15 protein-coding genes are annotated in these 20,428 nt (G+C 43.7%); 7 read left to right on the top strand and 8 right to left on the bottom strand.

Features of this window, described 5'->3' with window-relative positions:
- Window positions 1–72: 72 nt before the first annotated feature.
- A complete protein-coding gene (locus N7974_RS14770) occupies window positions 73–837 on the bottom strand; it encodes an inositol monophosphatase family protein (RefSeq protein WP_262966359.1) in 765 nt (254 codons plus the stop codon).
- 214 nt (window positions 838–1,051) lie between these two features.
- Window positions 1,052–1,525, bottom strand: coding sequence for a hypothetical protein (locus tag N7974_RS14775; RefSeq protein ID WP_262966360.1), 474 nt, complete (start codon window positions 1,523–1,525; stop codon window positions 1,052–1,054).
- 546 nt (window positions 1,526–2,071) lie between these two features.
- On the opposite strand from N7974_RS14775, the gene N7974_RS14780 reads away from it, so the two are divergent.
- A complete protein-coding gene (locus tag N7974_RS14780; RefSeq protein ID WP_262966361.1) occupies window positions 2,072–3,223 on the top strand; it encodes a ligand-gated ion channel in 1,152 nt (383 codons plus the stop codon).
- Between the two features lie 61 nt (window positions 3,224–3,284).
- Here N7974_RS14780 and N7974_RS14785 read toward each other — a convergent pair whose 3' ends face one another.
- The 6 genes from N7974_RS14785 to N7974_RS14810 form a co-directional block, all read right to left on the bottom strand.
- A complete protein-coding gene (locus N7974_RS14785) occupies window positions 3,285–4,298 on the bottom strand; it encodes a dihydroorotate dehydrogenase-like protein (protein ID WP_243218835.1) in 1,014 nt (337 codons plus the stop codon).
- Window positions 4,291–7,947, bottom strand: a complete 3,657-nt coding sequence (gene nifJ / locus N7974_RS14790; RefSeq protein WP_262966362.1) for a pyruvate:ferredoxin (flavodoxin) oxidoreductase — start codon at window positions 7,945–7,947, stop codon at window positions 4,291–4,293. Before nifJ ends, N7974_RS14785 begins: the two co-directional genes overlap by 8 nt.
- Window positions 7,948–8,210: 263 nt before the next feature.
- Entirely contained in the window at window positions 8,211–9,362 is a 1,152-nt protein-coding gene (gene lpxB / locus N7974_RS14795) for a lipid-A-disaccharide synthase (RefSeq protein WP_262966363.1), read from the bottom strand.
- A 128-nt stretch (window positions 9,363–9,490) separates the two neighbouring features.
- Window positions 9,491–10,147 (bottom strand): transposase, encoded by a 657-nt coding sequence (locus tag N7974_RS14800; protein WP_262966364.1) that lies wholly within the window; start codon window positions 10,145–10,147, stop codon window positions 9,491–9,493.
- Window positions 10,148–10,199: 52 nt separating this feature from the next.
- The gene (locus tag N7974_RS14805; protein WP_262966365.1) at window positions 10,200–11,297 is read right to left on the bottom strand and encodes a DegT/DnrJ/EryC1/StrS family aminotransferase; all 1,098 of its coding nucleotides are present in this window, start codon (window positions 11,295–11,297) and stop codon (window positions 10,200–10,202) included.
- A 147-nt stretch (window positions 11,298–11,444) separates the two neighbouring features.
- A complete protein-coding gene (locus N7974_RS14810) occupies window positions 11,445–12,380 on the bottom strand; it encodes a Gfo/Idh/MocA family protein (protein WP_262966366.1) in 936 nt (311 codons plus the stop codon).
- Window positions 12,381–12,779: 399 nt separating this feature from the next.
- On the opposite strand from N7974_RS14810, the gene N7974_RS14815 reads away from it, so the two are divergent.
- The 6 genes from N7974_RS14815 to N7974_RS14840 all read left to right on the top strand — a co-directional run bounded on the left by N7974_RS14815 (window position 12,780) and on the right by N7974_RS14840 (window position 20,427).
- Window positions 12,780–13,364 (top strand): TetR/AcrR family transcriptional regulator, encoded by a 585-nt coding sequence (locus N7974_RS14815; RefSeq protein ID WP_262966367.1) that lies wholly within the window; start codon window positions 12,780–12,782, stop codon window positions 13,362–13,364.
- Window positions 13,361–14,941 (top strand): efflux transporter outer membrane subunit, encoded by a 1,581-nt coding sequence (locus tag N7974_RS14820; protein ID WP_262966368.1) that lies wholly within the window; start codon window positions 13,361–13,363, stop codon window positions 14,939–14,941. The genes N7974_RS14815 and N7974_RS14820 overlap by 4 nt, the downstream gene beginning before the upstream one ends.
- 55 nt (window positions 14,942–14,996) lie before the next feature.
- Window positions 14,997–16,127, top strand: a complete 1,131-nt coding sequence (locus tag N7974_RS14825) for an efflux RND transporter periplasmic adaptor subunit (RefSeq protein ID WP_262966369.1) — start codon at window positions 14,997–14,999, stop codon at window positions 16,125–16,127.
- 6 nt (window positions 16,128–16,133) lie between these two features.
- The gene (locus tag N7974_RS14830) at window positions 16,134–19,190 is read left to right on the top strand and encodes an efflux RND transporter permease subunit (protein WP_262966370.1); all 3,057 of its coding nucleotides are present in this window, start codon (window positions 16,134–16,136) and stop codon (window positions 19,188–19,190) included.
- Between the two features lie 60 nt (window positions 19,191–19,250).
- A complete protein-coding gene (gene bamE / locus N7974_RS14835) occupies window positions 19,251–19,604 on the top strand; it encodes an outer membrane protein assembly factor BamE domain-containing protein (RefSeq protein ID WP_317451615.1) in 354 nt (117 codons plus the stop codon).
- Between the two features lie 496 nt (window positions 19,605–20,100).
- Window positions 20,101–20,427 (top strand): hypothetical protein, encoded by a 327-nt coding sequence (locus tag N7974_RS14840; RefSeq protein WP_262966371.1) that lies wholly within the window; start codon window positions 20,101–20,103, stop codon window positions 20,425–20,427.
- Window position 20,428 lies beyond the last annotated feature (1 nt).

Here is a 20,428-nt window from a genome sequence, read left to right on the forward strand (position 1 = left end):
AAGCTAAGGCGCGCCCGGCACGCCCTACGTAATTAATTCATGGCTCTATATCTATCGACCTGTTGCCACCCATTACATCAATGGCAGAATCTGACCAAGAACCTTACCATTAGTGACCAAAACCTCTTTGGGGAACAGACCTTCATTGCCTTTAAAATCAGTCACGCTTGCGCCTGCTTCCTTGGCTATTAAAGCACCGGCAGCAACATCATACAGATTTAATTCCTGCTCCCAGAAAGCATCAAGCTGACCATCGGCGACCAGACATAAATCCACGGCTGCCGAGCCAAAACGTCGCTGGCCCGTGGTGTTTTGCGCAATTCTGCCAAAGCGTTCCAAGTTATTGTCTTCCAGGTAAGAGCGCAGGCAGGCAAAGCCGGTACCCACCATCGCATCGGCGAGATTACTTTCTGAGGAAACCGTGATTGGCAGACCATTTTTAAAAGCACCCTTGCCCTTTTCGGCACAGTAATAATCATTTAAAGCCGGTGCATAAACCGCTCCCATCATCAGTTCTTGATCAATCTCCAGGGCAACACTGACACCCCAAAAATATTGCCCTCTTGAAAATGAATGGGTACCATCGATAGGGTCGACTATCCACCGATTGGTTTGGTTAGCGCTTTGGCCACTCTCTTCGCCCCAAAAACCATATTCCGCGTACTTTGTGGTAAGCGTTTCTTTTAAAAAAGCCTCAACCGCAATATCCGCCGCAGTAACAAAATCTCGCGGGCTTTTTTTGTTAACTTCAACATTTTTTAAGTCTTTAAAGTAAGTCAATGCAATGGATCCTGCTTCGCGGACCACGTCTTCAAGTTCAACAAGCGAAATAGACATCTTGGGATAACCTTATCAATCAAAAAAGGTTAATTATACGGCAAGAAAGTTAAGTCGTTGAAAAATGGCTATCGCTAAGGTGATGACTCTCAATTAATTAAAAGCGTTGTACTTAACGTAATAAATTTTACAAATTTTATAAAAAGCTGTTCACCACGAAGACACGAAGATCACGAAGATTTTACCTTGTTTTTTCGTGGTTTTACACATTAAATTAATACTGATCGCGAGTCGGCAAATACCGATCACGGTCATAGGGTGGAGCTTCATGCGCCGGAATAATATCGTTCGGCCAGTCTTTAGCCCACTGATTCCGGGTTTCTTCATCAGCGTAGTAGCGCAGATAAAGTTCGGCATCCTCCTCGCTACCACTACCTACCAAGTCGATGTGACAAGCATAGTTTTTATCGATTGGCATATCCGGATTTTCCACCCGCAACTCCTCATGCCATAATTCCTCATACAGTTCGCGATCACTGAGATGGTTGGTACTATAAAGAAATATGCGCAGCAAAGCCAAGCCGCGTATCACTTCCCACAACTTGGCGTTCAGTTGCATATCATCCAATGCTTCCGGAGCTGGCAACGTCACACCGCCTTGCACCAGCAAGTCAAAAGACGTGATTCTTTCAAATTTCTTGTAGTCCACTACATACTCCCAAAACTGTTCTCTCAATTCCTGTGACATGTCTTCTGACTCAAAAAATGACAATTCACGACGAACAAACTCATCGAGCCTATGTTACAAATGTTGAATAGGTTTCTTTCTATCAATTTCTTCTTTTGCTTCTACCGGCTTTTTTGGCATTGCGATGCCCTCAAAATCATTATCGATCATGTTGGATAATTAGATCTGCGGTAAATATAGATATTCAGATAAATAATTTCCATGTTGACAGATACCATCCCTTCAAGGGATGTTATCTGTATGAGCTTACAGTGATATAAATTAGAAATTTAATTTCTGAAAGTCTATAGTCATACAGAAGCATGCCTGAAACACTTGTTCTCGTTTAGGCTCAAAAAGACATATTCCCGCCGACGAGACTATTAACGTTTTTTTCATTCCGGAATAAATGTCTTATAAAAATAATCCACATCACAAAATGATTGCGTTAGAATTATCAATCAGCAATTTTTTTAAATATATAGTCTTGGTCATTTATATTTTTTCAGCTTTTTATAAAAGCTGCCAACTTCTCTTATCCCGCATCCAGGTTATCTCATAAAGAGCATGAATCATTTAAAGTTAAATAAATCCGATTATTACGTAATAGTACCTTTTGCTACTGTTTTGATTTTAACTATTATATTAATGGTATTAATTCAATTAAATTATTTTGACGCACATAAAATTCAATCCAAGGATCAAATAATATCGGTTGTTGCAACTTCAACCAGATCCCCTGACTCATCTATTCAGATCGGTAGTTATATCGATAACATTTATAACCTTTCTATTGATAATAAAACATTCGATGCCAACGGTTGGGTTTGGGTTACATGGTCTGAAAAAGCAGAAGAATTTTTTCAATCTCGAAAACTAACGCCTGATAAATGGTTAAATTTTGCTAATCAAATTGATAATTGGGACTTCAAATTGGAGCAATTTCATGATGACCCTATCAAACTAAAAAATGGCCATTATCGTCAAGGCTTTAAATTCTCAGGTCATTTTTATATAAATGATATTTCTTTTTATAAATTTCCATTCGAGACCTTAAAAATACCTGTTATATTTGAATTGACTGACTTGAATGAAATCAAAACAGACAAAAGCATTCATGATTTATACTTGGAACCAGATCAATTGGCATCAGGTATCGGGAACTATATTGACCTGACTGGTTACAATACTATTGCTTTTAATGTTTTTTCTAAAACACATGTATACGGCAGTAGTTTTGGCTCGACAATCATGGAGACAAAGCCTATCAGTACCAGTCAAGTAATATTTCAGACCACTTATAAACAATCTGTCAACTCAGGATTGTTATCACAGTTTTTACCATTAACAATTGTCATGTTATTGGTTCTTTTATCACCCACGTTATCTTCATCCCTTTGGGATGTTCGTCTGGGAGTACCACCGACAGCATTACTTACGTTAATCTTTCTGCAGCAAGGTTATAGAGAAAAATTGCCGGATATCGCTTATATTACCTTTATAGATTCGGTTTATAACTGTTGTTACTTCGCTATATTAATTACATTCATACTTTTTCTGTGGGGATCCAATAAAATAAACCTTGCTCCGGAATCCGAGAAAGCACTGCTTATTGATAAAATTGACCTGATAGATAAACGGTTTCAGCTATTTATTCCCACAATAATGATTGCTATCATTGTACTTACCTGGATAAAAATTAATTATTTTCATCCTTGAACAGATTAACTTACTTTCAAATAATGGTGAATTACCCACTTCATTAATAATAAACCCAAAACTACCTCAACACGCCCGCAGGGCTGGAATAACTATCCAGGATCTGTACATAATTGGCACGTTCATAAGCGGCGGGATCAATGGCGTGTTGCTGGCTGACGCTGCCCTTTAACTGGTTGATTGACTCATATTCATGCTCAGCCAACCACTGTTCCATTTCAGTCAACATTTCAGTTAAACGACCCACGCCTTGTTTGAGTAATACGCTGCAAAGATGCACGACATCGGCTCCCGCCAATAACGCTTTCAATATATCCGGTGTTTCGTGAAAACCACCGGTAACCGCCAGAGAAAGCTTGGTGCGACCATACAATAAAGCCGTCCAGCGTATACGCAACAAAGCTTCTGATGACGTTGACAGCTCCAGCTTGGGTAGTACTTCCAGCGTTTCCAGATCAATATCGGGCTGATAAAAACGATTAAATAGCGCAATCCCATCGGCACCCGCAGCTTCCAATCGTCGTGCAAAATGAATGGGCGAACTAAACTGGGAAGACAATTTCATCGTGATCGGTAAATTGACGTGACCTTTTAACTCCCGCAATATATCCAGATAACGATTTTCGACAGCATCGCTACTTTCTTCGATATTGGCTGCAACATGATAAACATTTAATTCCAAGGCATCAGCACCGGCCTGTTGCAATTGCTTGCCGTATTCAACCCAGCCACCCAAAGACGTACCGTTTAAACTGGCAATAACCGGAATCGCCAGCGCTGACTTGATTTTTTGCAGTTGCTCCAGATACTGTTCCTGATAAGTTTGAATATTATCCGGTACGGGGTGAAACGAGTCTGCTTCACCATGTCCCAAGGATTGTTGATAAAAAAACCGTTCCATTTGCTGTGCTTCAGCTTCGATTTTTTCTTCGAACAGCGAATACATCACCAACGCCGAGGCACCGGCATCTTCCAGTCTACGGGCACTCCCCACATCTTTACTCAATGGCGATGCTGACGGGACTAACGGATTCGCCAGTTTTAAGCCTATGTAATTTGTCGTTAAATCAACCATTGTCACTCTCCTTGGCAGTATCGTTTTTAAGTTGCGCTTTTACCGCTGAAACACTGGTAGCTTCGTTCCATTCCAGCTCGGATAATTGTTTGTAGTAACGATAGCGATTTTTAACATCTTGCTGTGCCTGTGCCAGAAAACGCTCGGCCGCTTCCGGATGCGTTTGCCACAACATGCTAAATCGGGTTTCAGTTTTTACAAAATCGCGGTAAGGGATTGACGGTTCCGCAGAATCAAGATGCATCGGGTTTTTACCCGCTTTGGCTTTGCCGGGGTCAAAGCGAAATAACGGCCAATGTCCACTTTTAACCGCTAAATTTTGCTGCCTGTGATTATTGGACATATCCACGCCGTGAGCGATACAAGGTGCATAAGCGATGATAATAGACGGTCCATCATGAGCTTCGGCCTCCAAAAACGCATTGAGGGTTTGGGTATCTTTACCGGCATAGGCAACATGGGCGACATAGACATTACTATAATCCATTGCCAACAAAGCCAAATCTTTTTTGGCTGTTGCTTTACCGCCAGCCGAGAATTTTGCCACGGCACCCAACGGCGTTGATTTTGACGTTTGCCCACCGGTATTGGAATAAACCTCGGTATCAAGAACCAGAATGTTAACATTACGGCCACTGGCCAACACATGATCGACCCCGCCAAAACCGATGTCATAAGCCCAACCGTCACCACCAATAATCCAGACACTTTTTTTGCTTAAACTGTCCGCCAACTGGAGCAAGGTTTGGGCAGATTGCCCAACCTGATCGACCTGATTAATCAGGGACGGTAATTTCTGTTTAAGTGTCGCAACCCGTTCACGCTGTTCGTAAATTCCTGCTTCATCAGACTGGTCGGCGTTTAAAATGGCATCAACCAACTCACTACCTAACTGATCGCGCAGAGAGGCCACCAGTTCTTTGGCATAGTCGTTTTGTTTATCCAAAGCGATGCGCATTCCCAAACCAAATTCGGCATTATCTTCAAATAACGAATTGCTCCACGCAGGACCACGACCTTCCGGATTTTTGGTCCACGGCGTTGTTGGCAAATTACCGCCATAAATTGAAGAGCAACCCGTTGCATTGGCAATCACCATACGATCACCAAACAACTGCGAAGCCAATTTAATGTAAGGCGTTTCACCACAACCGACGCAAGCACCAGAAAATTCAAACAACGGTTGCAAAACCATTGCCCCTTTTATGGTATTGGTTTTTAACAAGCGTCGATCATATTCAGGTATCGATAAAAAGAAATCCCAGTTGTCTCGCTCGGCTTCCCTTAGCGGTGGCTGAGGCTGCATATTTAAGGCTTTACGACTGGCATTGGATTTATCACGAATCGGACAAATATCAACACACAACGTACAGCCGGTGCAATCTTCCGGCGCAACCTGATAGCTCATTTCCAAACCGGCAGGAAAGTCTTTACCCAACATTGGCGTATGCTTAAAGGTTTCAGGACTATCAGCCAAAATATCTGTTGAAAAAATCTTGCTGCGAATAACCGAATGTGGACACACCATCACGCATTTTCCGCATTGGGTACACAAATCGGTTTCCCAAACCGGAATTTCCAAGGCTAAATTTCGTTTTTCAAAAGCCGCCGTACCGGTTGGAAAAGTACCATCAATCGGCATAACACTCACGGGCAAGGCATCACCTCGTCCGGCAATAATTTCACCTGTTACCCGTTTAACAAAATCAGGTGCCGCATCGGTAATCGTTGAGGTAATATCGAACAGACTGCTAACCGTTGTGGGCAATGGAACGGGATGCAAACTGGCCAGTGTTTCATCAATAGCCTTAAAATTAAGTTCAACAACACGCTGACCTTTTTTGCCATAGGTTTTTTCGACAGCATGTTTAATCGCAGTAATGGCATCGGTCTGCGGTAACACACCAGATATGGCAAAAAAACAAGTCTGCATGATGGTATTAATGCGCTTGCCCATGCCGCTTTTTTCGGCGACAGCATAACCGTCAATAACATAGAAGCGAATTTTTTTGGCAATCATCTGCTGCTGCATTTTGGCAGGTAGCGATGCCCAAACCTGTTCGACTGACTCAGGGCTGTTCAGTAAAAATACTGCGTCATCGGCGGCGTTAGCGAGCATATCGTAACGCTCCAGAAAAATCGTCTGATGACAGCCAATAAAATTGGCATCGTTTTCGGCAATCAGATAAGTGGAGCGTATCGGATTAGGACCGAAACGCAAATGCGAGACGGTAATCGCACCGGATTTTTTCGAGTCATAAACAAAATAACCCTGTGCATACAACTCAGTCGCTTCACCGATAATTTTAATGGTATTTTTATTGGCGCTTACGGTACCGTCACTACCCAAGCCGTAAAACATGGCCTGAAAAGTATCACCAAGAGCATCGGTACGATAACTTGCATCCCAATCCAGACTTGTATGCGTGACATCATCATGGATACCGATGGTGAAATTATTTTTTGGTTGTGGCTGTTTCAACTCATCAAAGATCGCCTTGATCATACCGGGGGTAAATTCTTTGGAAGACAGACCATAACGACCACCCACTACTTTCGGCAATACTGAAAACCGGGCCGCACCGCTAATATAGTCCTGCGCGAGAGCACCCAAAACATCCTTATACAGTGGCTCACCATCAGCACCAGGCTCTTTGGTTCGATCCAAAACAGCAATTGATTGGCAAGTCTCCGGCAATGCCGCAAGCAGACTTTTCGCATCAAAGGGCCGATATAATCGCACTTTAAGTAAGCCGACCGATTCACCCTGACAATTAAGATAATCGATGGTTTCCGCTACCGCTTCGGCACCAGACCCCATAATAACGATAACGCGTTTAGCCTGTGCCGAACCTGAATATTCAAACAAGCGATATGAGCGGCCTGTCAACTCGGCAAAGCGGTCCATTGCATTCTGTACAATGCTCGGCATCGCTTGATAATAAGCATTAACCGATTCCCGTGCCTGAAAATACACATCAGGATTCTGGGCAGTACCACGCAGCACCGGCTTATCTGGGGTTAAGGCTCGACTTCTATGGGCGGTCACCCACTCTTCCTTGATCATTGCCCGTAGTACGGCATCATCCAGTAAGTTTATTTTAGCGACTTCATGGGAAGTTCTAAAACCATCAAAAAAATGCATTAACGGAATACGGCTTTCCAATGCTACGGCATGGGCAATCAACGCAAAGTCCATCACTTCCTGCGGCGAATTAGAACACAGCATCCCAAAACCGGTCATCCGTGCCGACATGACATCGCTATGGTCACCAAAAATAGACAAACCCTGACAAGCCAGCGAACGGGCGGCAATATGAAATACCGTCGGCGTTAACTCACCGGCAATTTTGTACATATTAGGCAACATTAACAGCAAACCTTGTGAGGCGGTAAAAGTCGTCGCCATTGAACCTGCCTGCAAAGCACCATGAATGGCTCCGGCAGCTCCTGCTTCGCTTTGCATTTCGGTCACTTGAGGCACTGTGCCCCATAAATTGACCTGTCCGCGAGATGACCATTCATCGGCCCATTCCCCCATATTGGACGACGGGGTTATCGGGTAAATGGCGATGACTTCGTTAAGTTTATGGGCTACCGTCGCGGCAGCCTGATTTCCATCAATCGTAAGTGTTTGCTGATTTTTCATTAGACTGCCCTGTGATAAACAAAAAGTATAACAACCCTATTTTGCGTAATTGATTTAGAGAATGACTGATTTTACCCTTAATCATGAATACTGACATCACCATTTTTTTTGTAAGGTTATGAGTTACCTTACAGGCTGGACTATAATTTTTTTAAGTACAAGCAAAGCAAACGTTTCTGACATGCCTTACGAGTTCGCGGGAAACCACCTTGCCCTTCGATAAAATCAAGTGCATGCTTGAAACCAGCCATTAACCTTTAACTTTAACCTTGCTCCAACATCTCCAAGGCCAGTTGCGCCATATTTTTTGAACCACCGCCCTGCCCTAATTGCTGCTTTACCAAAATCAAATTGGCACGTATTTCATCAGCATAAGGTTTGTCGGTTAATATCCGTTTAACTTCTGCGGCCAGATTATCGGCAGTCGCCTCATGTTGAATAAGCTCTTTGACAAAGCCCTTACCCAAAATAATATTCGGTAAACCTATAAAAGATATATTAACTAGCCAGCGTCCCAACCAGTAAGTTAGCATGGAAAGTTTGTAAGCAATTACCATAGGCACTGTTAATAAGGCAATTTCCAAGGTTGCTGTCCCTGAAGTTGTCATCACCGCATCGCAGCACTGAATAACATCATAAGGCTGGTTTTTTATCACTGTAATTTTAAGCGGTGACAAACGCAAGTATTGATCAAGCAATTCATCACTGATTGAATCTGCTTGGGGCAATATAAACTGACTATCCGGCAAGCTGGACTGTAAAATTTCAGCTGCTGCCAACATGACCGGCAACATGCGGTTAATTTCGTTGGCACGACTACCCGGTAGTAAACCAACCACCGGTTTTTTTTCATCCAAACCAAAATGTACAATATCTTCAGCTCGACTATGCTGAGGATGGACTTTATCAACTGAAGGATGACCCACATAACGTACCGGCACGTTCTCGGCATCATAATAAGCAGTTTCAAACGGAAATATCACCGCCATCATATCAATCGCCTTGCCATACGTTTTTACCCGACCGGGACGCCATGCCCACACTTGCGGACTCACATAAAACAAGACTTTGATACCGAGTTGCTTGGCGTAACGCGCCAATTTAAGATTAAATTCTTTGTAATCAACACACACCAGTAAATCAGGGCGTTCAGTTGAAACCAGTTGTTGCATCAACTTTAACGCCCGACGAATCTCACCATAGTGCGTGATTACCTCAACCACGCCGATGACACCGATAGACCCTGAGTCATAGCGAATATCAATACCCGCCTGCGCCATTTTTGCACCACCCATACCCAAACCCTTAAGGTTAGGCTGCTGTTTTTTCAGCTCCAAAAACATATTGGCAGCATGTTGGTCACCGGAAGATTCTCCGGCGCTGAACATTATCGTTAAAGGGGATTTTTGAGACATGGGTAAGTTTCCCTGGGCTATAAACTAATTAATAGCCAATTCATTGGCAATCATTTCTGCCTGCTTGAGCACTGTTTCAGTGGCGAGCAATTGCATATCAGGCAGATGATGGTCGTATTAATTTAATGTTAAATTGACGCATAATATTTATCTTCTTGCCATTTTCGTGGGTTATTTTGAATATATTCAGCAATTTTTAAATAATCCTCTTCATTACGAATAACATGTTCATGAAAACGTGGCTGCCAGGAAAATTTTGTATTAATTTTTCTCATTTCAAAAGAACATCTACCCTTATACCAGTTTATAAAACGAGACAAATTTTCATGCAACATTGGGTTATTATTTCCCGTAACTCCGCCAATATTTCTGACCGTAGAGACGCGATTTATCGCGTCTGGATTGTCAGCACTATTTGAGACGCGATAAATCGGATCTGGATTATCAACGTCGTCTGGATTATCAGCACTATTTGAGACGCGATAAATCGCGTCTCTACTATCAGAAAGGGGGTTATCAATATTTATTATTCCATGCACATGATTCGGCATGACAATAAAATGATCTAAAACGACAAATGGAAATTTTTGTTCCATTTCCAACCAATATTTATTTGCCAACTGCCCCAAATCCGACAAGTACATTTTTCCTTCTTTAATATTGCCGAAAAAACAGATTTTATTGTCCGTACAAATGGTTACAAAATAAGGGGCATTCGATCCATAGTCCCAGTTTTTTAATCGAGCAGAAGGAATTCTATATTTGCCTTTATACCTATCAACCATAAATCAATCCCCGTAGAGACGCGATAAATCGCGTCTCTACTATGATAGCCAACTATGCTATCAAAACACCTCGAATAACCCCAACAATCTCCCTAATCGTATCGTCTTCAAGAAATGGACAAATCGGCAAGGAAAAACAAGTAGCCGAAACAGCTTCGGTAACAGGCAAGCTTAACCCTGCACATGCTTCTTTAAAAACATTTTGCTGATGCAACGGCACCGGATAATAAACCGCACAGCCAATTTGTTTGTCCTGCAAGGCTTTTAAAATGTCATCACGACGATCCGATAGCAAGGTATATTGATGATAAACATGCTCGCCCAAACCATCTTCATACGGCGTAATTAAAGGTAAATCTGCCATTAGCTCTGAATAAAGATGAGCAACATGACGACGCGCCTGATTGTATTGATCAATACGCTTTAATTTGGCTCGTAAAATCACTGCTTGCATTTCATCAAGGCGACTGTTGTAGCCAATCACATCATGATAATAACGAACATCTGAGCCATGATTACGCAGTTGTTTAATTTTTGCCGCCGTTTCATCTGAGTTGGTAACCACCAAACCGCCATCACCAAAGGCACCCAGGTTTTTGCTGGGAAAAAAGCTATACCCTCCTGCATGACCTATCGCACCGGTTTGTTGACCATTAATGCGTGCGCCAAAGGACTGGCAAGCATCTTCAATCAACTTTAAATTATGTTGCTCGCAAAGCAGCATAATTTCAGTCATGTCTGCCGGTTGACCAAACAAATGCACGGGCATGATAGCTTTGGTTTTCGGGGTAATGGCTTTTTCTATGGCTTCTGATGAAATATTAAAGGTTCTGGGATCTATATCCACAAAAACAGGGGTTGCACCCACATATTTAATGGCTTCGGCTGTCGCAATAAAAGTAAACGCTGTGGTAATCACTTCATCACCGGCACCTATGCCTTCGGCAATTAACGCCAAATGCAGTGCATCGGTACCTGAAGCAACACCAATGGCATGTTTAACGCCCAGATACTCAGCCGTTTCTTTTTCAAAAGCCTGTACATTAGGACCTAATATAAAGGCACAGTTTTCTATTGTTTCAGCCAATCCTCGCTCAATTTCTTCTTTTATTTCTACGTATTGAGCCTTCAGGTTTACCATGGGTATCATAATTGTTATTACCTTTTTTATTTATGTATGTAGAAACGCGTTTCTAATAGTGAAAATTGTATAACTATGAAAAGTAGACAAAAGGCTAAGGGCAAAGATCAACCCATATAGAGATTAGTTTTAGCCTTTAGTCTTTAACCTTAATACTTATTTATCGCCTAATAATCGCGTGATTTGTATCGCTGTTGCCAATGCACGTCGTCCGGCCTCACCAGAAACCAACGGATTTGCACCGGTTTGGATGCAGTTGACAAAATGTTTAATTTCTTCAAGCAGTGCGTCACCACCCTCAAAAACGGATTCTTCCGTAACGATTTCAGGAATACCGGGAAACATTTCTTTTTCACCGGTACGATATTTGGTTAAAACCCGATTTTGAAAATCAACAGAGATGTAAGAACTCGGTCTGAACAGCCGCATTTTGCGTTCCATCTTCATGCTGATCCGACTGGCCGTTACATTAGCTACACAACCATTTTTAAATAACAACCGGGCATTGGCAATATCCGTGCCTTGCGTCAGTACTGCCGTGCCACTGGCATCAATACGTTCCACTTCTGAATCGACCAACGCCAAGATAATATCAATGTCATGAATCATTAAATCCAGCACAACGCTGACATCGTTGGCGCGGGGATTAAAAGGCGATAAACGATGCGATTCAATAAACAGCGGTTTTTCATCTTTATCCAAACCTAATACGGCCGGATTAAAACGCTCCAGATGTCCCACCTGTAAAATCAAATGCTTCGCTTTGGCAATGGCTATTAACTCATCCGCCTCGGCAACCGTTACTGTAATCGGCTTTTCAACCAGAACATGAGCACCGGCATTAAGAAAGTCCTTGGAGACAAGATGATGCAAGGTAGTGGGTACAACAATACTGACTGCATCAACTTCGCCCAACAAGGCTTGGTAATCTGTCAAGACTTTGGCGCCATGCTTGTCCGCTACTGCTTTTGCAGCGGCCTCGTTAATATCAACAACGGCAACTAATTCACAATCAGGCAGGGAGGCATATTTTTCAGCATGGAATTTGCCTAAATAACCGGTCCCGATAACAGCGCATTTTAATTTTTTCATTTGCTTAACTTTGCATGGTGTTCGATTTAGTCCGAAGATAGTCTGATAAAAATAAATTATCAGCCAAGAAGCTGTCCGGACATGGATAATGCCTGATATTGTAATCTATCAAAATGTATTCAGAAACTTTTGTGGCGTTGACGGCCGAAATCACTACTTATCCGGCATCTTTTTTAAAAGATTATTACCACGAAGACACGAAGGCTAACAATTTAAAACGGAACGAACTTACAGATACCATTCCCCTTGAAGGAATGGTATCTGTCTCGGCTAATTGGTCGACGACCCAAAGAAAGAAAACTTCATGTTCTTCGTATCTTCGTGGTGAATGAAAAACAATTGCTGAAGCCCCGTTTCTCCTATATCATGTGCCTACTGAACGTTTGTTAGGTACATTTTTTGAGCTCTAAAGAAAAAATATTAAGTATGGCGATTGTTTTATTCGCTCAAAAAGGCTATTCGGGCTTGTCTATGAGACAGTTAGCTCAGGCAGTTGATATGAGTGTTGCGGCAATTTACCATCATTTTCCCGATAAAGATTCCCTTTATCTGGAATCCGTTCGCTTTGCTTTTTCGGGTAAAGAACAAGTTTTTTCTCAGGTCTGGCAAACTGACTGTTCCCCGGAAGAGAAATTGGGGCTGTTTATTCGTTCATTAGTTGAAGTCATGCTTAATGACCAGAATTTTTGTCGTCTAATGCAACGTGAAATTTTGGAAGCCAATCCCGAAAGAATGCAGTTGTTGGCGCAAGGCATTTTTAAAAGCCAGTTTTCATTATTAATGCAATTGGCCACTGAATTGGCACCTGAGCAGGATGCTTATCTGGTTGCAACCTCCATCATAGGTTTAACTCAATATTATGTTGAGTATCAGCCCCTACTTAAAAATCTTACCGGCTGGAAACCTGAATACGAGATGCCCGAAGTTATTGCAGCACATGTTACCAACCTTTTAATAAACAGCTTAAAGACAAAGACTGCATGAAAAAAATAGCCAGTCTTTTACCTTTAACCTTATCCATTGATAAACTTAACTTGCGAACAACTACCCTTGCCAGTGGCTTAATTGCACTGTTGGCTTCCGGTTGTATGCTGGGACCTGACTTTACCAGCCCCTCAAGTCCCGACACAAAAAGTTATACCACCGATAAACCGTCAAACCTTATTACCACAACGTCATCAGAGTCCGGTGCCGCACAATCTTTAGCATTGGGAAAAGATATACAAGGGCAATGGTGGACGTTATTTCGCTCCCCAGCCTTAACCAAATTAATTGAACAAGCAATGAAGCATAATCCTGATTTACAGGCTGCTTCATCGGCATTAACAGAAGCCCAAGAAAAAGCTTCTGTACAGGAAAGCTCCTTATTCCCTACCTTGGACGCAACATTCTCAACCAAACGTCAAAAAATTTCCGGTGCGCAATTTGGTAATCCTGAGTTTGAGGCGCCTGCTTACAATCTTTCAACAGGATCGCTTCAGGTTGCCTACACCCTGGATGCTTTCGGCGCTATTCGAAGACAAATCGAGGGTTTTGAAGCTCAAGCAGAATATCAGCGCTTCCAACTTGAGGGCACTTTCCTGACACTGGCGTCAAACGTCGTCACCACCGCCATACAAGAAGCGTCTTTAAGAGCCCAAATTAAGGCAACTGAGGAAATTATCGTCGCTCAAGCGAAGGGACTTGAACTAATCAAACAACAGTTCGAATTTGGGGGCGCATCGAAAGTCGATGTCTTGTTACAGCAAACCACACTCGAACAAACGCAAACGACTTTGCCGCCGTTACAGCGGCAACTGGCTCAAAACCGTCATCGTTTGACAGTTTTGACTGGCGAATTACCCAGCACTGAACTGGCCGCCCAATTCACTCTATCCGACCTGTATCTACCCGAGGGATTACCGCTCAGCCTGCCATCAAAACTGGTGCAACAACGCCCCGATGTTCGTGCCCAGGAAGCTCAGTTGCATGTCGCCAGTGCAGAAATCGGTGTCGCTACCGCCAATATGCTGCCTGATTTCACCATCAATGCCAATGTAGGCAGCATTGCCACCCGAATGGGCGATTTATTTGTTCCTGGCAGCGCCATCTGGAGCGTTGGCGGAAACCTGTTGCAGCCCGTCTTTCATGGCGGCGGACTAATCCATCAACGGCGTGCAGCGATAGCCGCTTACGAACAGGCTGCAGCTCAATATCGGAGTACGGTATTACAAGCCTTCCAAAACGTCGCCGATACCCTGAGCGCACTAGAGTTCGACGCCACTGGCTTGAAAGCGCAGGATGCAGCGGTAAAGGCTGCGTTTGACAGCCTTGAACTGAGTCAATTGCAATACAAAATCGGCGCTATCAGCTATCTGCCGCTACTTATTTCAGAGCGTAATTACCACCAGGCACGTATTACCCAAATAGCGGCACAAACCAGACGTTATACCGACACCGCCGCCTTATTTCAGGCACTGGGCGGCGGTTGGTGGAACCGCGAGAAGTTATACACCACCTTATTGGCGAACCAGGATAAAAAAGAAAAAAAGTATGAATGCTTTTTTTGTCTTAACCCTTGAGCCCTAACACTATTTTAAAATTCATGTTTAAACAACCCCCCGGCAGGAAACAGCAATGATTAAACGTATGCTCATTATGCTCATCATGGTAGGCATTGTACTCGGAGGCATTTTTGGTTTCATTAGCTTTAAGGGGCGCATGATCAAGCAATTTATGTCGTCGCAGGGTGTGCCGGTGCAAACCGTTTCCTCCATAACAGCCAACTATTTGGAATGGTTGCCAAAACTGGAAGCAGTCGGTAGCTTGCAAGCGGTTCAAGGTGCCAGCATGAGTGCGGAAGTGGCGGGTATCGTAGAAAAAATCCACTTTAAACAAGGCGATAACGTAAAAGTTGGCACACCTTTGTTGCAATTACGCGCCTATGACGATATTGCCAAACTAGAATCACTAAAAGCAACCGCGCAACTGACCCGTGTCACTTATAATCGTGACCTCGCACAATTTAGTGTCAATGCCATCAGCAAGCAAGTGCTCGATATAGACAAGGCAAACCTGGATATCGCTATTGCCAATATTGCCCAGCAGCAAGCACTGGTCGATAAAAAACTGATTCGCGCGCCCTTTACCGGACGCTTAGGGATTCGACTCGTCGATGTCGGTCAATATCTTGCGGTAGGTACCGCAATTACCACCCTACAGGCTCTGGATACAGTTTTTGTAGACTTTTATCTGCCTCAACAAGCATTAAAATCACTGGCAATCGGTCAACAAGTCACTCTCAATACGGACGTTTATCCCGCACAAACCTTTTCTGGCAGCATTACGGTGATTAATCCAAAAGTCGACATTAACACCCGTAATGTTCAGATCAGAGCCACACTGAACAATCCTGATCACCAACTACTGCCCGGTATGTACGCCACCGTAAATATTGCCACCGGACTGGCGCAACGTTATATCACGCTGCCGCGTACCACTATTACTTTTAACGCCTTCGGTTCTACCATTTATCGGGTCGATACCGATGGTCAGGACGTAGCAGGAAAACCCAAACTGATTGCCAAACAAAGTTTTGTTACCACCGGTGATACACGTGGTGATCAAATCGCCGTCCTTACCGGTGTTAAGGAAGGTGAAACGATAGTCACTACCGGGCAAATTAAACTACGCAACGGCTCACCCGTTATCGTCGACAATACTATTCAACCCAGCAACGACGCTACTCCGCAACCTAAAGACCAATAATACACCATGAATTTTACTGATATTTTTATCCGCCGGCCCATCCTGGCTACGGTAGTCAGCATGATGCTGTTAGTCTTGGGTTTGCGTGCGCTTAGTGAATTACCGGTTTTGCAGTACCCGCGTACCGAAAATGCCATCGTTACCGTCACTACGGCTTACTATGGCGCTGACCCGGACATTATCGCCGGCTTTATCACAACGCCGCTGGAAAACAACATCGCTCAGGCAAACGGCATCGATTATATCACCTCGACCAGCCAGAACAGTGTCAGTACGATAACGGCCAATTTGCGACTCAATTTTGATCCCAATAAAGCCCTGACGGAAATTAATGCCAAGGTTAATGCGGTACTTAATCAATTACCGCCAGAATCACAAACGCCGGTTTTGAGTGTGAAAATCGGCGAAACCATTGATGCAATGTACATCGGCTTTTCCAGCGAAAACTTGCCCGCCAATAATATAACGGATTATTTAATTCGCTCGGTACAGCCAAGGTTACAGGCAGTAGAAGGTATCCAGACTGCCGAGTTATTGGGTGGTAAAAACTTTTCCCTGCGTGCCTGGCTAGACCCCAATAAACTGGCGGCTTACGGACTCACGGCATCTGATGTCAGCGCGGCATTAACCAAGAACAACTTTATCGCGGGACTGGGCACCACCAAAGGTCAAATGGTGCAAGTCAACCTGACCGCATCAACCAGTTTGCATTCGGTTGCTGAATTTGAACAATTAATTATCAAGCAAAAAGACGGCGCGATCATTCGCTTAAAGGATGTCGCCAATGTCTCTTTGGGCGCCGATGATTACGAGTCCAGCGTCTCTTTCGATGGCAACAAGGCTGTTTATATTGGACTTCAGGTCGCTTCAAGTGCCAATTTGCTGGAAGTTATCGCCAGAGTGCGTGAAGTGTTTCCTGATATCCAGGCACAACTACCGGAAGGAATCAGCGGTAAAATTGTCTACGATTCAACGAAATTTGTTGATAGCTCCATCAATGAGGTCGTCCATACCCTTATTGAAGCATTATTAATTGTTACCCTCGTTGTCTTCGCATTTTTGGGCTCGCCCCGTTCGGTACTAATACCCGTTATAGCCATACCGCTTTCTTTGATTGGCACCTTTACCATCATGTTGATGCTGGGATTCTCCATTAATTTGCTGACGCTGTTGGCCTTGGTGCTTGCCATTGGTCTGGTCGTTGACGATGCCATTATTGTGGTCGAAAACGTCAACCGACATATTGAAGACGGTATGCAACCGATTCCGGCTTCACTATTGGCGGCACGGGAGCTGACCGGCCCCATTATCGCCATGACCATCGTGCTGGTTGCCGTCTATGTCCCGGTAGGCTTCCAAGGCGGACTGACGGGAGCCTTGTTCTCGGAATTTGCTTTTACCGTGGTCGCGGCAGTGACCGTATCCGCCATTGTCGCGTTAACATTGTCGCCCATGATGTGTTCGCGGTTACTTAAATCGCATACAACTAACCGTAACGGTTGGGAAGAACGTATCGTCGATTTTATTGATCGCAGGGTCTTTGCCTTGCAGCGTATCTATTCACGAACCTTACACGGCTCACTTAATTATTTACCGGTGACCAGTGCCTTTGCGGTCATCATACTCGGCAGTATTTACTTTCTTTATACCAGCTCCAACCGGGAACTTGCGCCGCAGGAAGATCAGGGCGTCATTATCACCATGTCGACAGCAGCACCGGATGCAACGCTTGAGCAACGCCTGGTTTATGCAGCTGAGGTGTTTAAAAAGTTTATGGAGCACCCTGAAACAGATCACGTTTTCCAGCTGAATGTACCTGGGCAGTCCATTGCCGGTGCAGTCCTTAAACCTTGGGATGAGCGAACCCAAACAGCGAGCCAATTACAGCCCATCATTCAGAAAGAAATGAATGCCATCGCCGGGGTGCGTGTTGCAGCTTTCCAACCGCCACCATTACCGGGTAGCAGCGGTCTGCCCATGCAGTTCGTAATCGGCACAACCGAATCGTTTGAGCAATTAAACACCGTGACCCAGCAATTTATGCAGGAAGCGCAAAAAAGCGGCATGTTTATCTTCCTTGATACGGATTTGAAAGTCGATAAACCGCAGTCACAAGTGGAAATTGACCGCAATAAAACCGCTCTGCTGGGTCTTAGCATGCAAGATGTCGGCTCGTCTCTGGCATCGATTCTGGGTGGTGGTTACGTCAATTATTTCAGTATGACCGGAAGATCCTACAAAGTGATTCCGCAAGTACAGCAAACATCAAGGCTTAATGCTGATCAGTTGCTTAACTACTATATTCGTGCTGCTGACGGCTCGACGGTTCCCCTGTCAACCATCGCTACAATCAGCACAAAAACCGTACCGCAATCATTGAATCACTTTCAGCAATTAAACGCGGCGGTTGTTTCCGGCGTGCCCTTTCCGGGTGTGACGCTGGGAGATTCAATCAATACGTTAAAAGAAATCGCCGCTAAAGTATTGCCGCCAGGCTACTCGATAGATTACGCAGGACAATCACGACAACTGGTTAATGAGTCCAGCGGTTTTATTTTTACTTTTGCCTTTGCTTTGATCATTATTTTTCTGGCTTTGGCTGCACAATTTGAAAGCTTCCGCGATCCCCTGATTATTCTGGTATCGGTGCCCATGTCGATTGCAGGGGCACTTGTTTTTATTGCCTTAGGTATCGGTGGTGCAACACTTAACATCTATACTGAAGTTGGCTTGGTCACCTTAATGGGCTTAATCAGCAAACATGGTATCCTGATTGTCGAATTTGCCAATATCAAACAAAAAGAAGGCATGTCCAAACGTGAGGCAATAGAATCAGCAGCGGGTATCCGGTTACGACCCATTTTAATGACCACCGCCGCGATGGTACTGGGTGTATTGCCGCTTATTTTTGCAACCGGCGCCGGTGCCGTGTCACGTTTTAACATAGGACTGGTCATAGCTACCGGCATAGCCATAGGCACCTTGTTTACACTATTTGTAGTCCCTGCAGTGTATCTGCTGATTGGACAAAACCATTCCAAGATAGCGGCAAATACCCCATAGCGATGCCGGATAAGATACAATCAATACTTATAAGCTACTTAATTAACGAGTAACCAATCAATGAAAACGTCACACTCTTGTACCCAATACACGGTTAAATTACTACGTCCACTGTTTCTATTGTTGTCAGCATCAATGCTCATCTTGTCTTCAGGGTGTGCTACTGTAGGCCACGAGTTTCCAGCCGGACAGGTATCGTCTATCCACATAGGTGCAACGACTCAAAACGACGTTTACACCACATTTGGATCGCCTTGGAGAACCGGTATAGATAATGGCATGAAGACGTGGACTTACGCCAAGTATTACTATAGCCTTTTTAGTGACGGCAGCACTGAAGACCTCGTGATTAAGTTTGATAAACGCGGAGTCGTTGCAGCTTTTGTATTTAACACCACCAAGCGCGCCAAATAAGGCTATCGGATAAAACCACTCGGATTTTTCAATAGCCGTCTGAAATCTCACAAGCCAAGCATAGTAAGCACTACGAGAAATACTTATGAGTCGGCACATTAATTTAACTGAAAACTCGGCCTCATGCTGTTTGATCTAGGCGTACCTCACCATTATTCCTTGGCAAGGTACGCCACTGCTTCCTAAGAAACACACTCAATATTTTTTAATACGAAGCCAAATTCGGCAGCTCGCCTGTGTAATTGTTTAATAATTACTAATAATTGATTAAAATAAACCCAAGAAAAATAGCACTGATGACATCTCATCAAAATAAAAGAACAACAGATTTAAATTTTGGTAACTTTTCATGCAGTACGAGAAAAAAAGCTGAAAATGCCCTCTTCCTTGAATGGTAAAAAGCTCCCCAGTGTTTATTACTGATCTGATCCATACACCATCTGACCCGGTAATTTAACAGTCTATAGCAAACTTAAGAGGAATCGAGGAATCTTTTATGGATAAAATCAAGCTATTACTAGGTGCAATAATCATCTGTTTTGGTGCGCCTTCTTATGCATTACAAGAAACAACATTCAAACCAAACGAGATTGCTTGCCTTAAAAAAGAAGATTATGAAAAACTGCTTAAATATGTTAGTGATCATAATGAAAAAGCTTTTGCTGAAATCATGGACAGCGGCGACAAGTGCCTTGTGGTAAAAAGCGGAACCAGTGTAACTATTCTTGATGGTGAAGAAGCCAAAACTGAAGGACTTATCCCCTTTCAGTTCAAGGGAAATACCGAACGTTTTTGGGCTCAGCGGGAAGCTTTTATTGACTAGG

The organism is Methylobacter psychrophilus, assembly GCF_025583945.1.
GTDB classification, from domain to species: domain Bacteria; phylum Pseudomonadota; class Gammaproteobacteria; order Methylococcales; family Methylomonadaceae; genus Methylobacter_C; species Methylobacter_C psychrophilus.